This window comes from Panacibacter ginsenosidivorans (genome assembly GCF_007971225.1).
In the GTDB taxonomy this organism is placed as follows: domain Bacteria; phylum Bacteroidota; class Bacteroidia; order Chitinophagales; family Chitinophagaceae; genus Panacibacter; species Panacibacter ginsenosidivorans.
The window spans coordinates 215557-233856 of record NZ_CP042435.1; the positions used below are offsets into that span (position 1 = coordinate 215557).

Annotated in this window: 15 protein-coding genes; 6 read left to right on the forward strand and 9 right to left on the reverse strand. The window is 35.9% G+C overall.

Features of this window, described 5'->3' with window-relative positions:
• Positions 1–2556 carry a PAS domain-containing sensor histidine kinase gene (locus tag FRZ67_RS00945; protein WP_147187737.1) on the reverse strand — a complete coding sequence of 852 codons (2556 nt, stop codon included), beginning with the start codon at positions 2554–2556 and terminating at the stop codon, positions 1–3.
• 388 nt (positions 2557–2944) lie between these two features.
• On the opposite strand from FRZ67_RS00945, the gene FRZ67_RS00950 reads away from it, so the two are divergent.
• Entirely contained in the window at positions 2945–3865 is a 921-nt protein-coding gene (locus tag FRZ67_RS00950; protein ID WP_147187738.1) for a 1-phosphofructokinase family hexose kinase, read from the forward strand.
• A gap of 18 nt (positions 3866–3883) precedes the next feature.
• Entirely contained in the window at positions 3884–4336 is a 453-nt protein-coding gene (locus tag FRZ67_RS00955; protein ID WP_147187739.1) for a NanQ anomerase/TabA/YiaL family protein, read from the forward strand.
• A gap of 103 nt (positions 4337–4439) precedes the next feature.
• Here the strand turns inward: FRZ67_RS00955 and FRZ67_RS00960 are convergent, their stop codons facing one another.
• From FRZ67_RS00960 to FRZ67_RS23470, 4 genes are all read right to left on the reverse strand, one after another.
• On the reverse strand, positions 4440–5618 hold the full coding sequence (locus FRZ67_RS00960; RefSeq protein WP_147187740.1) for an acetyl-CoA C-acyltransferase: 1179 nt from the start codon (positions 5616–5618) through the stop codon (positions 4440–4442).
• Positions 5619–5884: 266 nt separating this feature from the next.
• Positions 5885–6304, reverse strand: coding sequence for a VOC family protein (locus tag FRZ67_RS00965; protein WP_147187741.1), 420 nt, complete (start codon positions 6302–6304; stop codon positions 5885–5887).
• Positions 6305–6401: 97 nt separating this feature from the next.
• On the reverse strand, positions 6402–6872 hold the full coding sequence (locus FRZ67_RS00970; protein ID WP_147187742.1) for a PepSY-like domain-containing protein: 471 nt from the start codon (positions 6870–6872) through the stop codon (positions 6402–6404).
• Positions 6873–6976: 104 nt separating this feature from the next.
• The gene (locus FRZ67_RS23470) at positions 6977–7126 is read right to left on the reverse strand and encodes a TRADD-N-associated membrane domain-containing protein (RefSeq protein ID WP_192903893.1); all 150 of its coding nucleotides are present in this window, start codon (positions 7124–7126) and stop codon (positions 6977–6979) included.
• A 129-nt stretch (positions 7127–7255) separates the two neighbouring features.
• Here FRZ67_RS23470 and FRZ67_RS00975 point away from each other — a divergent pair, with 129 nt between their 5' ends.
• The 3 genes from FRZ67_RS00975 (at position 7256) to FRZ67_RS00985 (ending at position 9541) form a co-directional block, all read left to right on the forward strand.
• Entirely contained in the window at positions 7256–7894 is a 639-nt protein-coding gene (locus FRZ67_RS00975) for a hypothetical protein (RefSeq protein WP_147187743.1), read from the forward strand.
• Positions 7895–7970: 76 nt separating this feature from the next.
• Positions 7971–8858 (forward strand): alpha/beta fold hydrolase, encoded by an 888-nt coding sequence (locus tag FRZ67_RS00980; RefSeq protein WP_147187744.1) that lies wholly within the window; start codon positions 7971–7973, stop codon positions 8856–8858.
• Positions 8859–9070: 212 nt separating this feature from the next.
• Positions 9071–9541, forward strand: a complete 471-nt coding sequence (locus FRZ67_RS00985; protein WP_147187745.1) for an NUDIX hydrolase — start codon at positions 9071–9073, stop codon at positions 9539–9541.
• A 4-nt stretch (positions 9542–9545) separates the two neighbouring features.
• On the opposite strand, the gene FRZ67_RS00990 is transcribed toward FRZ67_RS00985, so the two are convergent.
• The gene (locus FRZ67_RS00990) at positions 9546–10355 is read right to left on the reverse strand and encodes a queuosine precursor transporter (protein ID WP_147187746.1); all 810 of its coding nucleotides are present in this window, start codon (positions 10353–10355) and stop codon (positions 9546–9548) included.
• A 332-nt stretch (positions 10356–10687) separates the two neighbouring features.
• Here FRZ67_RS00990 and FRZ67_RS00995 point away from each other — a divergent pair, with 332 nt between their 5' ends.
• Positions 10688–13171, forward strand: coding sequence for a YfhO family protein (locus tag FRZ67_RS00995; protein ID WP_147187747.1), 2484 nt, complete (start codon positions 10688–10690; stop codon positions 13169–13171).
• A gap of 322 nt (positions 13172–13493) precedes the next feature.
• Here FRZ67_RS00995 and FRZ67_RS01000 read toward each other — a convergent pair whose 3' ends face one another.
• From FRZ67_RS01000 to FRZ67_RS01010, 3 genes are all read right to left on the reverse strand, one after another.
• Complete coding sequence (locus FRZ67_RS01000; RefSeq protein WP_147187748.1) at positions 13494–14264, reverse strand: DNRLRE domain-containing protein; 771 nt, start codon at positions 14262–14264, stop codon at positions 13494–13496.
• Positions 14265–14445: 181 nt separating this feature from the next.
• Positions 14446–15198, reverse strand: a complete 753-nt coding sequence (locus FRZ67_RS01005; protein ID WP_147187749.1) for a LytR/AlgR family response regulator transcription factor — start codon at positions 15196–15198, stop codon at positions 14446–14448.
• 34 nt (positions 15199–15232) lie between these two features.
• Positions 15233–18136: a sensor histidine kinase gene (locus FRZ67_RS01010; protein ID WP_158638272.1), complete on the reverse strand. Its 2904-nt coding sequence runs from the start codon at positions 18134–18136 to the stop codon at positions 15233–15235.
• Positions 18137–18300 lie beyond the last annotated feature (164 nt).

Sequence of the window (18300 nt, forward strand, 5' to 3'; positions counted from 1 at the left end):
CTATGTAGCTTGTAAGGGTACAGATACATTTACCGTAGTGCCTTCACCCGGCATGCTGTTTATCTCGTATACACCTCCCATCATTAAAGTGCGTTCTTTCATTCCTAGAAGGCCCAATGTTTTTCTGTTACCCGTTGTACCTGCATCAAATCCTTTTCCATTATCTGTAATAGTTAACCTTAATATATTCTCTTTTATATCCACTGCTGTACTTACAAATGATGCACCGGAATGACGTGCTACATTGGTAAGCGATTCCTGGTATATACGGAATAAACCTATCGCTATATTTTTTCCTGTTTGCACTTCTTCAATAACTGTTCTAAAACTTACAGGTATTCCAAAACGTCTTTCAAATTCAAGGCTATACCATTGTAATGCATCTATAAGGCCAAGGTCATCGAGTATACTTGGCCGTAGCTCTGTAGCTATTTTCCTTACGGTTTTTACTGTTTCATCAAGTAATGTCAACACGTTCTTTATTTTTTGATTAACAGCTTCATCTTCTCCTTTTAACCTTTTTGATATCCAGGATACATCCATTTTAAGCCCTGTGATCTGTTGCCCCAGCTCATCATGTATTTCACGTGCAATAACAGATCTTTCTTCTTCTCTTATATCCTGGAGATGTGATGCAAGCCCTCTGAGTTCCTCATGTGATTCTTTTAGTCTTTGTTCCGTTATAAACTTTTCTGTTATATCATTTGAAAGTACCAATCTTACCGGGTGTCCTTTATAAATAATATCATCCCTGAATATCTCTACATATATAGTTGTTCCATCTTTCTTTTTATGGCGCCATATACCTGCGCGGCGAATACCTGTTGCTGATGTTTTTGTTTCTTCCAAAAAGATCGCCTTGTCTTCTTCAGGCCGTAAATCCAGCAGATTAAGACTGAGAAATTCAGTTCTCGTATATCCATAGTGGCTAACTGCAGCATTATTGACTTCTATAATGTGCCTTTCCGGAACTGTAAACATCCACATAGGCAAAGGATTATTCTCGAAGAGCATTTTATATTTCTGCTCCGAATCAAATAATTCTTTTTCTGCTTTTTTTCTTTCACTTATATCTATGCCCATTCCTATTAGGCAGGGCCTTTCATCATACATTCCGAAAATACCATTAAAATAATAGGGGGTTGTATTTTTATTTTTACTTACAAAATCAGCTTCCACATCAGCATACCCCTCTGTAAAAACAAGCTTTATCTTTTCACCAACAAATATTTTATCCTCTCCTTCAAAGAACATATCGGGCGTCATTTCGCTTATCTCTTCACTGCTGTAACCGGAAACGGCCTCAAACCGTTTATTCCATCGCAAAAATTTGCCATTAGAATCAAATAAATAAAAGATACCAGGCAAGCTGTTGATAATAGAATCTGAAAGTTCTTTTTCTTTCAATAATATTTTTTCAGACTTTCTTTGTACTGCATTTTTTACTTCAGTAACATCTGTGCACAAACACAAAAACTCATGAATACCCCCTTCGGAATTTCTTACAACTGTTACAGATATAAGAACAGGAAATATAGTACCATCTTTCCTTTTATGATTTACTTCTCCTTTCCAATATCCTTTTTCTCCAATCGTTGTTCTTATCTGTATACGTGCCTCATCTGTCATCTGAGGTTGAAGTATTTCATCGACAGTTTTATTCAATACTTCTGCAGCCTTATAACCATACATTTCTTCTGCAGCTTTGTTCCAGCTTAATATTATATTGTACGAAGTGGTTGAGTAAATTGCATCATTGGTATTTTCGATGAGCCTCGACATTTGCAAAAGCTGTCGTTCATTCTTCTTAAAAGCCGTTATATCCCTGCATATCCAAACATAGCCGTCTGTCTTGTTGTTTTTATCTTTTGTTACAGAAATAGATTCTTCTATTTCCAGTGCATGCCCATCCCTGTTCATATGCATAACCTCACCTATCCAAAAACCATTTTGTTTAATTCCGTCATCAATGCTTTTATAAATTTCTTTGGTAAGGTTAGGTCTTACTACATCCTTAAGAAGCATACCCGTTACTTCTTCTTTGCTGTACCCATATATTTTTTCAGCGGCTTTATTCCAGCTTATTATTTTAAATTCCAGATCTGTAGAAAGTATTGCATCTGCTGTTCTTTCTATCAATCCGGCAAGATGCAATGTATTGGTTATCTTATTAATTCCCGAAGGTGTATCAAGTATAAGCGTAAAATTTGCTGTGTCTTCTTTTATACCAGGTAGTGCAGTTATACTTATTATCACAGAAAAGATACTTCCGTCTTTTCTTCTGCAAGATTCCTTATTGATGTAAGCCCCATTATTTTTTGCGGCTTCAAGTGCGTTTAAATAATCAGCTTCACCCTTTTCGTTTCCACACAAAGCACAAAAAGTCAGGCCACACATTTCATGCATGGTATACCCTATAGTTTTTTCTGCACTCTTGTTACAACTGATAATTTTACCAGTGCGATCGAGCAAAAGAACCGCACGGTCTTTTGAAAGCTCCAATAACGCACTAAAACTATCTTCGCTAAATGCATTGAATTGTTCTGATAATCCCATTGGTCAGCAAAGACTTTAATTCAGTTAATATTTTGTTTTAGCCTTGGAGACTATATGCTGAGTTTCTACCAATTAAGTTCTTTATAAAAATAAGTAAAAACCAAAGGCCAAATAAAATAATATTTATCAATCAAATTGTGTAAGCATAAAATATATTTCTTTTTTGTGCCGTACACTATAACACAAATTAAGCTTTTGTTGCGTCGCACACTTCTAAGCTTTCCTCACTATTTGGCAAAATAAAAAACTGTTTATTATTCAACAAATATCTTCAATGCTTAATGAATATGTGAAAATCAAAAATATAAAAACCGCCAAAAGATAAAATTCTTTAATCTCTCGCGGAACTAAATTTTTATTTCCTTTATCTTGATGTGAAATTGAAATCATGCCTTCCATCATTACTATAACTGTAAACCCATGTATTGATAAAAGCTGCAGTGTAGAAAGGATAATGCCGGAAAAAAAATTACGTTGCGGTGTTCCTAAATTTGAACCGGGTGGTGGTGGTATCAATGTTAGCCGTGCTATTCAAAAGCTTGGAGGATCTTCATTACCAGTTTTTCTCGGTGGCGGCCCGGTTTGTATAATGCTGCAACAATTGCTGGAAAAAGAAAATATATACCCCCATATTATTCCCATAAAGGATAATACAAGAGAAAATTTTATTGTACATGAAACATCAACCGGCAACCAATACAGGTTTGGTATGCCCGGACCTTCGGTAGCAGAAAATGAATTACAGCAATGCATAGATTTTATTGCTGGTTTGCAAGCCGATTACGTTGTAGCAAGTGGTAGCCTGACGCCAAACGCACCAGTGGATTTCTTTGCAAGAATTGGCAAGGTAATTAGATATACCAATACAAAATATATAGTAGATACATCCGGCGATGCTATAAAACACGCATTACAACAAGGTATTTACCTGTGGAAACCCAATCTGGGTGAGTTAAGTGCCTATGCGGGTTACGATGAATTATCTGCTGATACTGCTGTAGAAGCAGCGAGAAAAGTTATTGCCGCAAAAAATGCAGAAGTGATCGTGGTCTCGATGGGGGCTGCAGGTGCTTTGCTTGTAACAAAAGATATTACTGAACGTTTTGCTGCCCCTGTTGTAAAAAGAAAAAGTACAGTTGGCGCCGGCGACAGTATGGTGGCAGGCATCGTTTACAGCATTGCCAATGGCAAACCCCTGAGCGATGCAGTAAGATACGGTGTAATGTGCGGAACCGCCGCTACTATGAATTACGGCACAGAATTATGCCGCAAAGAAGATGTGGAATATTTATATAATCAGCATTATTAATAACAGTAAAACAAAAACATGATTATTGATAGATTGGATAATGCACATCATTACTCATTAATGCACTCCGGTATAGCAAAAGCATTTGAATGGTTGCAAATGACAGACCTGCATACAATTGACGCAGGAAAATATTTTATTGACGCAGAAAATATTTTTGCTATTGTACAGGAGTACGAAACGCTTGATGCTACCAATGAACAAATGGAAGCACATAAGAAATATATTGATGTGCAATACATGATAAATGGTGAAGAACTGGTTGGTCTTGCATTATTAAGCAATCAAGCCATTTCAAAACCTTATGAAGAAGAAACAGATTTTTTGCAGGTTGCAGATGCACCTTCTTTCTTTGCAACTTTATCAGCAGGTAATTTTATGATCTTCTACCCTACTGACCTGCACATGCCATGCATAAAAATAAATACACCTGCAATGGTAAAAAAGGTAGTTGTCAAAGTCGCTCTGTAATTATAGAAAGTAGATTGTTTTATTGCGCATAATGATCTTATGTACAAGTGTGCGACGCAACAGACGATGCCACACTTACTGAAGACCGGCTCCAAAAAAGTATCTATACATTTTCTATAACCATGGCACTTGCACCGCCACCGCCATTACAAATACCTGCAGCACCATATTTAGCATTGTTTGCTTTTAGCACATTGATCAAGGTAACAATGATTCTTGCACCACTGCATCCCAACGGATGACCCAACGACACTGCACCACCATGCACATTTACTTTTGAAGGATCAAGATGCATGCGTTTGCTATTTTCTATGCCCACCACGCTGAATGCCTCATTTAATTCCCAATATTCAATATCGGTCATTTGCAAACCAGCTTTGTTTACCGCTTTTGGTACAGCAACTGAAGGTGTTGTTGTAAACCATTCCGGAGCTTGCTCTGCATCTGCATAGCTGCGTATTTTAGCAATGGGTTTTAATCCCAGTTCATCAGCTTTTTCTTTGCTCATCAGCACCAATGCGGCCGCACCATCATTCATGGTACTTGCATTGGCAGCAGTTACTGTTCCATCTTTTTGAAATGCCGGATTTAATGTTGGTATCTTATCAAATTTTACATTAAAAGGTTCTTCGTCTTTAGCAAATACTATAGGCTCACCCTTGCGTTGCGGAATTTCGACAGAAACAATTTCATTAGCGAATTTTCCCTGTTCCCATGCGGCCTGGCTGCGCTTATAACTTTCAATAGCAAATGCATCCTGCTCTTCGCGGCTTATGCCACATTCTTTAGCGCAAAGCTCTGCTGCATTGCCCATTGCTTTTCCATCATACACATCAGTCAATCCATCTTTTGCCAATCCATCGATCATGGTTGTATTGCCATATTTATTTCCCCAGCGCATACTATCAACATAAAAAGGAACACTGCTCATATTTTCCATACCGCCTGCTACTACAATATCCGCATCACCCAGTGCAATACTTTGTGCAGCCTGTGCAATAGCTTTCATACCACTGGCACAAACTTTATTTACCGTTGTACAATTAACTTCATTAGGTAAGCCTGCAAATTTTGCGGCTTGTCTTGCCGGCGCCTGTCCAAGATTGGCCTGTATTACACAACCCATCAGCACATCCTGCACTTGAGACGCATTGATGCCTGCTTTTGTAATGGCACCTTTAATAGCAATTGCTCCAAGTTTTGTAGCCGATATATCTTTTAAACTTCCGCCAAAACTGCCCATTGGTGTGCGCACTGCGGATATGATGACAACTTCTTTCATATGACTTTTATAATTTGAGGCTGCGAAGATAACGATTGTTAGTGTAAAGATTATGAGCCCGGCTTTTGTATTGCTATTAAACTTTTCTTGCGTCGCACCCTTGTGCGGCATTGCATTTTAGCAACAAATGAAAAGTCAAAAGTGAAAAGTGGATATTATGTTTTGACTTTTCACCTTTCACTTCTCACCTGATGAATTCGGCTCTGAACGCAAAAGTGAGTGACACAACATGCGATGCCACATGTACAAAAGTTTGCAACAAAAAATTACAACACCTGGTTAAACTCCAGCCGCTCATTATCGGGGCCGAGAATATTGAAATACCTGCAACCTTTATCCCAAAACTTTAAATATACCGGAGCTTCTTCTATAATATGGTAACCTGATGTTTTAAGAATGAAAAATGTCTCATCAATATTTTTTACATCAAACGCTATATGATCTACGTGCCCATCTTTCCTGTTTGCAATTGCGGATAACTCTTTCTCTGGCATCTGGTATAATTCTATAATGATCGCACCCTGTTGCATCATAATACAGCTGCCGGTTTCATTTTCATGCACAAAGTTTGCCTGCATTACATTTTTAAATCCGAGGTTGTTGTAAAATAATTCCGAATTTTTGATATTGGTTACAGGAATTCCAACATGCTGAATTTGTGTAAGGAATAATGTTACCGGCTGCATCGTTTTAAATTGATTTATGTAAAACTACAGAAATGATGCAATGCAAAAAGCCGTTAATTAATTAACGGCTTGGGAGTATATAAAATAAGAAACGATATTAATCATGCTCGGCCTTAACAACTGTGCCATTCGCGTTAAAAGTTACTTCCCATTTTATATTGTCACGCATAAAATGTGCTTTCCATGTTTGGTCTGTAGTAAATTTCCATTCATACACATTGTCTGTAGGGTAAGCAGCACGGAATGCATTTAATACTGTGGCGGGAACAGCACCATCGAGACATATAACAGAATGGGATGACTGGTGACCTTTGTCATCGAAATGTGCTTCATGACGCTGATCATCCATATTGAACTGGCAGGTAAAGCTATCATCGCTATTGTGTTGCCATTCTGTTTCTGTTGCAGTGCTGAAACTGCTGTTAAATGCTGCAACTACGGCTGCAGGTACGGCTGATGCAGGTACAATACTTACAGTTCCCGTATTGCCAGTAACACCTGAAACATCTTTTTTGCAGGCAACAAGCGAAAGAATGCTTATGGCCACTAACAGGATATTATTCTTCATAACATTACATTTTTAAAATGAATAAACTAATTATACTACTTGGTAGCAGTCATTCATTTATATGTAACCGTAAGAAGAAAAAATCTGTAAAAATAGTTTTTTGATCAGGCCTTCTTTCTAGAAGCCACTAAAACTACCATGCCGCAAATTGCCGCGATGGCACCGGTATAAGAATCAACTACCTTTTGATTTATGTTAGAAGATATAAACATGAAAATACCGGCAATAGTAAGAATAATCCCAAGTGCTTTCATGGTGTTTTATTTTTACAGTTAAATTTCCATTTATATAAATATCATGCCATATTAATAAATAGAAAATAAGCAGAATCAAAAGTTAATGGTTTAAACAAAGCTGCTTTATCTTCACATAAACAGTAAAACATGAAACATTTATTACTCATTTTTATTAACCTCTTTATTTTCATTAGTATTATGCACGCACAGGATAATACAGTTACCGGAGTTTATAACCTGGAAGGTGTTATGGAAACAGCTTCTGGCTTTAAGCTAAATGCTGATTCTACATTTGAATTTTATTTCAGTTACGGAGCGCTTGACCGGTATGGAAAGGGTAAGTGGGAAATTATCAATAACAAACTTATTTTAAACAGCAGGCCACATCCGGGTAATGACTTTAAATTGCTCAGCAGTGCTCACACGAACAATAACTTTATTACTATAAGCATCCAGGAAAAAAATTCAATGCTGCTTTCCTATGTTTATGCTTTTGCCGGCACTTTGAAAGAAGGTGAATACCCTGTAAGAGCAGACTCGCATGGCATTATAAAACTTCCGGCCTCCAATGCTGATACGCTGCATCTTCTTTTTGAGTTTACACCAGAAAGAATTTCTTCATTCGCTGTTAATACAAAAACACAAAACAGTTTTAGTTTTGCTTTTGAACCGTGGATAGCAGAAGTATTTTTTAAAGATTTTGGGCTTACTATAAAGGAAGACAGACTTGAAGGTAAACATCCATTACTTGAAAAAGATGATTGCGTGTACACCAAAGAGCAATAAACCGTGGCACTAAATATGCTTAATTTATTAAAGCTATATTTTCAATACTATACAATTCCGTTTTAACTTTATCCGTATGATAAAAACAATAAATAAAATACTTGCTTTTTCAGTTATTGTTTTTCTTGCTGCCTGTAATAATACTGATGAAAGTAGCAAACCCATAGAAGTGAAGAACGGCATTACGCCTATTTCTTACAGCAAAACAGGCAAAGGTGATACAGCGCTTGTGTTTGTTCACGGCTGGGGTATAAATAAGGAATATTGGAAAAGCCAGGTAGATGCTTTTAGTAACAGGTACACAGTTGTTACGATCGATCTCAGCGGGCATGGTGCCAGCGGCAAACTGCGCAGCAGTTATAAAATAGAAGATTTCTCTAATGATGTAATGGCAGTGCTTGATAGCCTTAACCTCAATAAAGTTATACTGATAGGCCACTCGATGGGTGGAGATATTATTCTTAATGTGGCTTATACAATTCCCGAACGCATTGTTGGTTTTATTGGTATTGATAATTTTAAAGATGTAGGCGTACCGCTAACCCCACAGCAACATAGCCAGATGGATGAATTTATGCATGCACTAAGCACTAACTATAAAGAAACAGTACGAGCATATTGCAAAACGGCATTGTTCCCGCCAAATTATGCAGACACTGTTTCTGTAAATCGTGTGCTTAATGATGTTGCCAATACAGATTCGACAGTAGCTATAAAAGCATTGAATGGCTTTTTTGATTTTGCACCGAAAGAAACAGCACTGTTAAAAGAATTGCATAAGCCGGTACATTTAATTGTAAGTGATTTTACGCCTATGCTGCAAGATTCAATTGCCAAATACAGCAGTGCGGGTATTGGCATAAAAACCATTCACGGCACCGGGCATTATCCTATGATTGAAAAGCCCGAAGATTTCAATAAACTATTGAGCGAAACACTTGATGAAATTGCAAAGGGCAAATAATATTTTTATAGCAGGCAATGGTTTCTCATAGCATCGCCTGTTGTGTCACTCACTTGTACGTTCTGAACAGGTGTTAGCTATCAGGTATCGGCATTCAGCAGGCGAAGCATATTTAGCTCAAAACTGAGTGCTGAAACCTATTCATCAGTATAAGTGTGCGACGCAACAAAAGCATCATAGTATTAATACCGCTAAGTACATAAAAAGAAAATATGATAGAAAAATTTACAATCAGGGTATATGGTATTTTAACGGATGAAAATAAAAGGGTTTTGCTAAGCGATGAATTTATACGTGGCGATTATTTTACCAAATTTCCTGGCGGCGGTATGGAACTTGGCGAAGGCACACGTGATTGTTTGAAAAGAGAGTTTAAAGAGGAAACAGGATTAGACGTAACTATTGGCGAACATATTTATACTACAGATTATTTTCAGCCATCTGCATTTAATAATAAAGACCAAATTGTTTCTATCTATTATCATGCGCATGCCAATGATATGGATGCGTTGCAAAACCTTATTATAAAAATAACACCCTTTGAATTTGAGGCAAACCAGATTAATGACCCTAATGGGCAAAGCGAAGTGCTGCGTTGGATAGACTGGGATATATTTACAGAAGAGGCTGTTTCTTTACCTATTGATAAGATCGTGGTGCGTATGTTGAAAGAAAGATACTAATTCTTTAACCTGCAGTTGGAATATTCATAAAATTGTCTGTCTCCTCTCCCATGGCTGCACGTTTCATTTTATGGGCAGTTTCTTTGCCAAGATATTTTTCTATGCGTTGCTCGACAAAATAAATTGCCGGGGTAAGAATAATGGCCACAGTGAATTTATAGATATAATTCATGGTACCAACTGCAAAGATCATTGGCCATGTCCAGTTGCTTCCTAATTTAAATGCAATAGAAAGTACAATAAAGCTATCTATCAATTGTGAAACCAGCGTTGAACCTGTTGCCCGGAGCCAGACCTTCTTCTCTCCTGTTACTTTTTTGATGCGATGGAAAACAGTTACATCAACTATCTGACTTACAAGAAATGCTACAAGACTTCCAAAAATGATCCACATACCCTGGCCAAAAATTCCGTTGAATGCATTTTGCATATCGGGTATGCCTTTGCTGGTATTGGTTGATATCCAAAAATCAGCAGCCGGTACATGTATAGCGCCGTAGAACATCAGGAATGCATAAGAGATCAGGATCACAGCCGTATAACTAATTCTGCGCACAGCTTTGGGGCCATAATATTCGTTTACTATATCGGTCATTACAAATTCAAGTGGCCACAACAATACACCACAGGTAAGATTAAAAGAGAGCCCGGATTGGCCGAACAGCGTAAAACCGGAGGGTTGCATACCGAAGATCTTTTCCAGCGAAAATATTTTTGTACCAATACATTCTGCAATAAGTGCATTAGCCACAAAAAATGCAGTAAAGCCAAGAAAGAGTTTGGTCGGCTTGTCTTTAAGAATGTTATGTATCATTATGTAAGAAAATAATAAGTGAGCTGAAATAAAAGCATTATGAAATTAATCATCCGAAGCCATTTAGGCACGATAGAAATTTTACGGTTAAAAAGTAATAGTAATTCCCACACATTTACAATAACCCCAAAAAAGAAAGATACAACTATGCCCAGAATGATGATATAATTCTGCGCATTCCGGTTGTCGATAAAATTATGGGTGTATACAATAACAAGACAAAGGAGAAATAAAATATTACATATAAAAGTTATTCTTTGCAGAAATAACAGAAGACGCATGGGAATTTTCGTGTAAAATACCATTAATTTGCCGACACATAATAGAAGAGTATGAAAAATATTTCGTGGAAAAATATTTTACCACACGTTATGGCTACAATTATTTTTATTGTTGTAGCTGTTATTTATTGCAAGCCTGCTTTAGAAGGAAAAGTAATGCAGCAAAGTGATATGATCCATTGGCAGGGTATGGCGCAATCATCTTTTCAATATAAAGAGACGCATGGCCATTTTCCATTATGGATAAATAGTATGTTTGGTGGTATGCCTGGCTATCAGGTTGCAATGGACGCTGATAATCCTATTTCGCTTGGTTACTTACATCATCTTTTTACATTATTTCTTCCTGCTCCTTTTAGCTATTTCTTTTTGCTTTGTATTTCTTTTTATTTTCTTAGCCAGGTACTAAAGGTTGATTACAGATTGGGAATCCTTGGCGCTATTGGTTATGCATATGCCTCATTTACACCAATTATAGTTTCAGTTGGGCACGTAACACAGGTACTGACAATGGGCTATTTGCCATTTTTACTTGGTGCGATTTTTTTAGTCTTTCAAAAAAAATATTGGATCGGTGCTGCGCTTAGCTCCATATTCGCAGCTTTGCTAATTGCACAAAATCATACACAGGTAATTTATTATTTTTTGATAGTCGCGGTTTTTGCGGGTATTGCTTATTATATACAATGGATAAAGAACAAAGAATACAAACACATCCTCATTACTTCAGCAATACTAATAAGTGCCGCAGTTATTGGCGTATTAACTAATCTCGTTTCCCTTGCAACAACTTATGATTATTCAAAAGCTACACTGCGTGGAGGATCCCAGATCATTGATACAGCTACAAACAAAACAAAAGAATCATCAGGCCTGGATATAAATTATGCTTTTGGCTGGAGTTATGGACAGGCAGAATCTTTTTCATTGCTCGTTCCCAATATTTATGGAGGAAGCAGCGAGCGCAGTGAACTGGGCGCAGATTCTCATCTTGCAAAAGAAGCCGTAAGCAAAGGTATCTCAGAGGATCAGGCTGAACAATTCGCGCAACAGTTTCCAACATATTGGGGTAACCAGCCGTTTACATCCGGCCCGGTTTATTTAGGTGCTGTAATTTGTTTTCTTTTCATATTTGGATTGATTTATTTGAAAGGCCCGGATAAATGGTGGATCGCGACGGTGTGTTTATTAGCTATAGTAATGGCATGGGGCAAAAACTTCGAAGGATTTAATACATTCCTGTTTAATTATCTTCCTTTCTATAATAAATTTCGTGTACCAACCATGACGTTGGTAATACCTCAATTCTTATTCCCCGTTCTTGCTGTTATTGCATTGCAGAAGGTTATTTTTAACGAGAACAATAAAGCTTTTGCAGAGCAAAAGCTAAAGATTGCAGGTTATGTAATGCTTGGCCTCTTTGTAATCGTTGGGATGTTGTATATGAGTTTTACATATACAGGAGAAGGAGATGCCCGAATAACAGGTGCACTTAATCAAATGACACAAGGTAATACAGATGTAGCCAACAGCTTTTATAATGCATTAAAGCAAGACAGGCAATCACTATTTGGAGCAGATATTTTACGTTCTCTCCTTTTTGCAGGTATTGCTTTTGGAATTTTATGGTTATTCATAAAATCTAAACTAAAACCAGCTTATGCAATTGTTGCTTTATTGCTTATAAGTTCAATTGATGTAATTGCAGAAGGAAGAAGATATTTAAACAATGATACTTTTATTGATGCCGGCACTGTAGATGAAAATTATTTTAAGCCATCACAGGCGAGTGAGCAAATTTTAAAAGACACTGGATACTACCGCGTGTACAACCTAACACAGCAAGATCCTTTCAGTGATGCACTTACCTCCTATTTTCATAATTCAATTGGGGGATATCACCCGGCTAAGTTGAGTATTTATGAAGACTTATTAAATTATCAGCTCCGAAAAGCACAACCAAATCTGCATGTGCTTGATATGTTGAATACAAAGTATGTTATTGTACCCGGCCAGCAAAACCAACCAGTTGCACAACAAAACCCGGGAGCCTTAGGGCCATGCTGGTTTGCAGGAGTAATTGACTTTGAAAAAGACGCATTGTCTATCATGAAAAGAATAAACGATTTCAATCCAAAAGATACGGCTATACTCGATGATACGTTGAAGAAAGCGCTGCCGTTTATGCCAGTTCCGGATTCTACCGCAGAGATCAAACTTATTAAGAATGATAATGACGTTATAACGTATGAAAGCACGTCTGTAACAAATCAGTTTGCCGTTTTTAGCGAAATATATTACGACCGCGGGTGGAAGGCTTACATTGATAATAAAGAGTCACCTATTTTTCAAACAGATTACGTACTTCGTGGCTTAGCAATTCCTGCAGGTAATCATGCTATAAGATTCGAATTTAAACCGGCATCTTATTATAATAGTTTAAAACTTTCTATTGCAGGATCTGCTTTGGGATGGATAATTATTCTTGGTGCCATTGTTCAATTTTTCAGAAAGAAAAAAATAACAACCGCATAAAAATATTTGAATCAGAAAAAATAAAAAGGGCTTTAGATAAGCTCTTTTTTATTTTGATATACCAGTAAACCTTTTTCAGCATAATTATTTACCAGGCTGCACCTATATATTAAACATCGTTGCGTCGCACTCTTGTACAGTTAAATGAACGATGAACATTAATATTGAAGTAATTCCATTTTACCTATTAATCTTGTTGCCCATTCTACCGAACGTACAAGTGAGTGACACAACGAAGTTTAATTGATGATCCCCTGCCTGTAATAAAAAAATGGGGCTACTAAATAGTGCCCCATTTTATATAGTTTTTGTTTGTTTGTAATTACTGCAACTGTATAACTAATTTGGGCCGAAGTTTAGGATTGGTATTTTCTGAACTGGCAAAAATCATAGAACGATAAATATTTTCATTTACCAGGCTAATTCTAAATCCATAATTCTTAGATGGATCAGCAGCCATTGCCTTAACCATGTTAGTAACATCAACTTTTGTATTGTATGCCCATTGGCTGTTAGATGCCGGAATAATTGCCGCATCTGCAGTAGTTACTGCAGGTTGAGTATTCCATGTAAGTGTAGCTTCGTCCCAGGTGCCACCGGTAACTCTTTCAATTTTGCATGCATTATCGGTGTTGTAGGGAGAACCTGAATACCCCGAATTACCATTAGGATTTGAGATTGAACTACCTTTTGCGTACAAAAAAAGCTTTGCAGAAATAATCTGAGCATCGGCGGGAATCAATGCAATTTTATCAAACCTCAGATAAGAGCGAACGCCCATTTGCAATCCGCCGTTTGTCCATGAATCCATTGAAAGCTCCTGCGCCCAGTCACCTGTACTGTTTGCCCAGCTTGCATCGCCGTTCCAAAAAGTAACATAAGTATCCTGACCATCTTTTGCATTTGGCTTTAAGATCACTTTTGTAACTCCCAATGCATCTACCGTTTTTAAAAAAACCGCATCTTCATCTTCAATAGCCGCAGGTTGTTGTACTAGCGGTTTTGTAATCGATTCCTTCTGGCATGAAAGAAAAAACGTTAAAAAAAATAATGTACCTGCAAAGATTTTGCAGGGCATTTTAATTGATTTCATAGATACAATTTTTGAGGTCAAAAGAAAAAGGGTTTAGGGAGAAAATCGTAATAATAGCAGTTTTAAAAAATGCATTTTTAAAACTGTTAAAGCGAATATAGAGCCTAGATATTTACTGCAACAAATAAATAAATAACTGTGCGGTTTAAACGAATAACTGTAGCAAAATCGGGAATAACTGTTATTCTTCCTCTCCTAAAAAAAGGCTTAAAAATTCTTTTTTTCTTCTTGATGCAATTGGGATCTTTATTCCATCCTCCATTTCGATAATACCATTGCCTTTATGATACCTTTTTATGAAATTGATATTGATAAGGTGTGAATGATGTATCCTGAAAAAAATATCTGGAGAAAGCAGGTCTTCATATTCTTTGAGGTTTTTAACTGATATTATCTTACGTCCATCATTCATATAAAAGTAAGTGTACTTTCCACTGGATTCGCAACGGATAATATTATTTACCACAATAAACTCATATCCAAAATTGGCAGGTACTGCCAAAGATTGAAGAATTTTTTTTGATGTATTAAGGTTGCTCAGCAGGCTTTCAACCCTTTGTTGAAACTGTTGTGAATTAATTTTTTCGAAAACTTTATTTACAGCAGCAATAAGTTCTTCTATATTAACCGGCTTTAAAATATAATCAAGAGCACTGTATTTAATTGCTTTTAAAGTATAATTATCGTAAGCGCTTACGAATATCACTTCAAAGTTTAGTGGTTTCAATCTGTCTAATAGATTAAATGCATTTCCGCCAGGCATTTCTATATCAAGAAAAATGAGTTCTGGCTTTGTCGTTTTTATAAGCTCAAAAGCAGTGTCAACGGAACCAGCTTCTCCTAAAACATTTATTTGCGGACAATATGTTTCAAGCAAGTTTTTTAGCATGCGTACATTACCTGGTTCATCTTCTACAATTAATGTTTTAATCATGCCTATGATAGATTAGTTAAGGATACTGTTACATTTAAATTGGTATATACAAAGTAATTCTTGTGCCTTTGTTAACCTCTTCGGGAAAGGCATCCTCTACTTTCATGGTTATTTTTTCTGCATTTTCGCTATTCAACACTTCAATTCTTTTTTCGATAATAGACATTCCTTTTGATTGATGTTCGTCTTTATTAAAGGTTTTTAAAGCTGCCGCCGAAGCTCTTCCAATACCATTATCTTCAATAACACAAACGAGGAATTGATTTTTTATTGAAAAATTTACTGTAACTATTCCTCTTTCAACGGCTAAATTTCTTATACCATGACGAATGCTATTTTCTACGAAAGGTTGAAGTAATAAAGGTGGAAGATATACTCCTTCGAAGCGCATATTTGGTGCTACAATTATTGTATAATCAAAATTTTCTTCAAATCGGGTATATTCTAATTTAAGGTATGTAGTAAGATATTTTATTTCTTCATCCAAAGAAATGAAAGATCTAGCTGATATATCCATTGTTTGCCTGATAAGGGATGCAAACTCGGTAATGAATTTATTTGCATCAAAGATACTTTTGCTAAAGATGTATTGCTGAATTGAATTTAAACAATTAAATATAAAATGAGGATTCATTTGAGCACGAAATGCCATTTGCTCCAATTCCGAAAGTCTTTTTTGAGTTTTTAATTTTTCTTTTTCGTTATTCTGTATCTTCTTTATACGGTTTACAACCAAAAACCATATACTTATTCCAGTTAAAGCCACCAATAAACCAATAAACCAAGACTCTTGGTAAAAGAATTTTCCAACAGAAAATGTAATTTTAATAGAATTGCTTTTTTTACCAAATGCATTTACGGCATATAATTCAAGTATATAATTACCTGATGATAGAGACGGAAAATCTAATTTATTCTCTTTCGTTTTGCGCCATTCTGTATCAACTCCCGAAAGCCTGTAATAGTATGTAATGTTACCTTGAGATTTAAAAGAAACACAAGAGAAATCAACCGATAGATTGTTATCATCTGCAGATAAGTAAAAGTTTCTTTCCAAAGAGCTCCATTTATGCTTTTTTGAAATGACATTATCAATATTTAAAACGGAAATTGAATTGTTATCAACTTTCGAAGGATCAAAAAAAGTTAGTCCGTAGGGTGTGCCAATATATATTGTATCGTTTTCTGTATAAACGCAATTGATTATATCGCAGTTAAGGCCGTTGCTCGACGTATACTTAGATATTTTGTATTTCGTTCCTTCAAATGAGATTTTGTTTAGCCCCTTATCTGTACCTACTAATAAATAATGATTTTGAGCAGTTATTACTCTACACATATTGCTTGTGAGTCCTTCGCTTTCTGTTATATGAACAAATATTTTGTTATTGGCATAACCAACTACACCATTTCCATATGTTGCAATCCACAGTGTATCACCAATTCTACTTAATTGAGATATTCGAGAGGCTAATATAGATTCGTTATCACCAATAAACGTCTGCTCTTTGTTTTGATTTATTTTATACAAGCCATGTATTGTACCTATATAATATAAGCTATCGAATTTATAAGCACAAGTAGCTCTTTGATTCCATATTGTATCAAAATTTGACGAATCTTTTTTAGAAATCTCAAATACCAACCTTCCGGTAGCAACTAAAAGTTTATCATCATAAGTAAAAATATTCTTAACCGCGTATGCAAAAGCATTGACCAGTGCGGTTTCCTTGCCGTCCCTTAAGATAAAATGTACTCCACTCGCGCCTGCAATTAATTTATCTTGACTAACTATAAGTGAAGTAACACGCCCAACTAAGTTGGTATTCAATTTCGTGTAATCTAATTTATCAGAGCGTAAATCAATCTTCCAAACCAGTGAGTTATTTGTTCCTGCTGAAACAACGTGGCCATTTTTTACAATTGAGTAAACCGGTAAAAGATTTCCATTAAAATTAATATCGTAATTTTTAAAAGCTAAAGAGCCAAGCCTATATATTCCATAACCGTTAGTAGCAAACCAGTAATTCCCTTCGGTGTCTTTAAAACAACTATTAACCTGAGCGCTTATTGCAAATACAGATAAAATTTTCCATTGGTTTATATTATACAACAATATTTTATTTGTACAGTTAATAGTAATAAGAGAGTCATTTAGATAAGAAAGACTTGTAAAAAAAGGTGGTATATCAATATCTTTTGAAACATTGAGACCTTCAATGTTAATATGTATTTTTCCTTTTGTTGGGTACACAAATAATTTTCCATGCCGAATGGTAGTATTAGTATTCACCAAGTTTAGGGAGGTTAAAAACATAGCATATGAAATTGAAAAATTATTTTTATCTATTTGCAACTCACCTAAATTGTTTGTATTCCTTGTGACTAACGTAGTTAATACTGCAATATTTCCATGACTATTATTTCCCAGGCTGTTGTTTATAAAAGAATGAGATTGGTAATTATTAATGTAATGAATACTCCCTGATGTATCAATAATATGAATAGAAGAGATTTCTATCAAGATGATATTTCCATTACTATCTTCGCAGATATCCCGGGGTTCTGACGAAAATTTTATTTTTGCCAGAACAGGATCATTTTTAGGAGAATAGATTACTCCATTTTTGTAATAACACACAGAGTTAGTAAAAGATATTATCCAAATCCTATTTTTTGAATCTACATATAATTTTAATACTTCATTGTCAGTCAATCCATCTGCAGTTGTAAAATTCTTAAAATGTATCCCATCAAATCGACTTAAACCAGTTTCAGTTCCAAACCAGAGATAGCCATCGTTATCCTGAACCATACTATATACAGTTAAGCCACTTAATCCATTAGTAAGATCATAATGTTGGTAATTATAATCTTGTGCCAAAGAAGAAAAAGTGAAGAAAAGGCAAATAAGAATATTAAAAAATCGGGTTGGCATCAGGCTAAAATTATGCAATAATAGTAAATGCATAAATACTTTAGACCCGGCAGATGTTTATATATTAAACTTCTGTTGCGTCGCACACTTGTAGATTCCTACCAATATGCAGCATTGCAAACCCCGCTCAATAATGAATAAAACGCCGAAGAGTGCGACGCAAC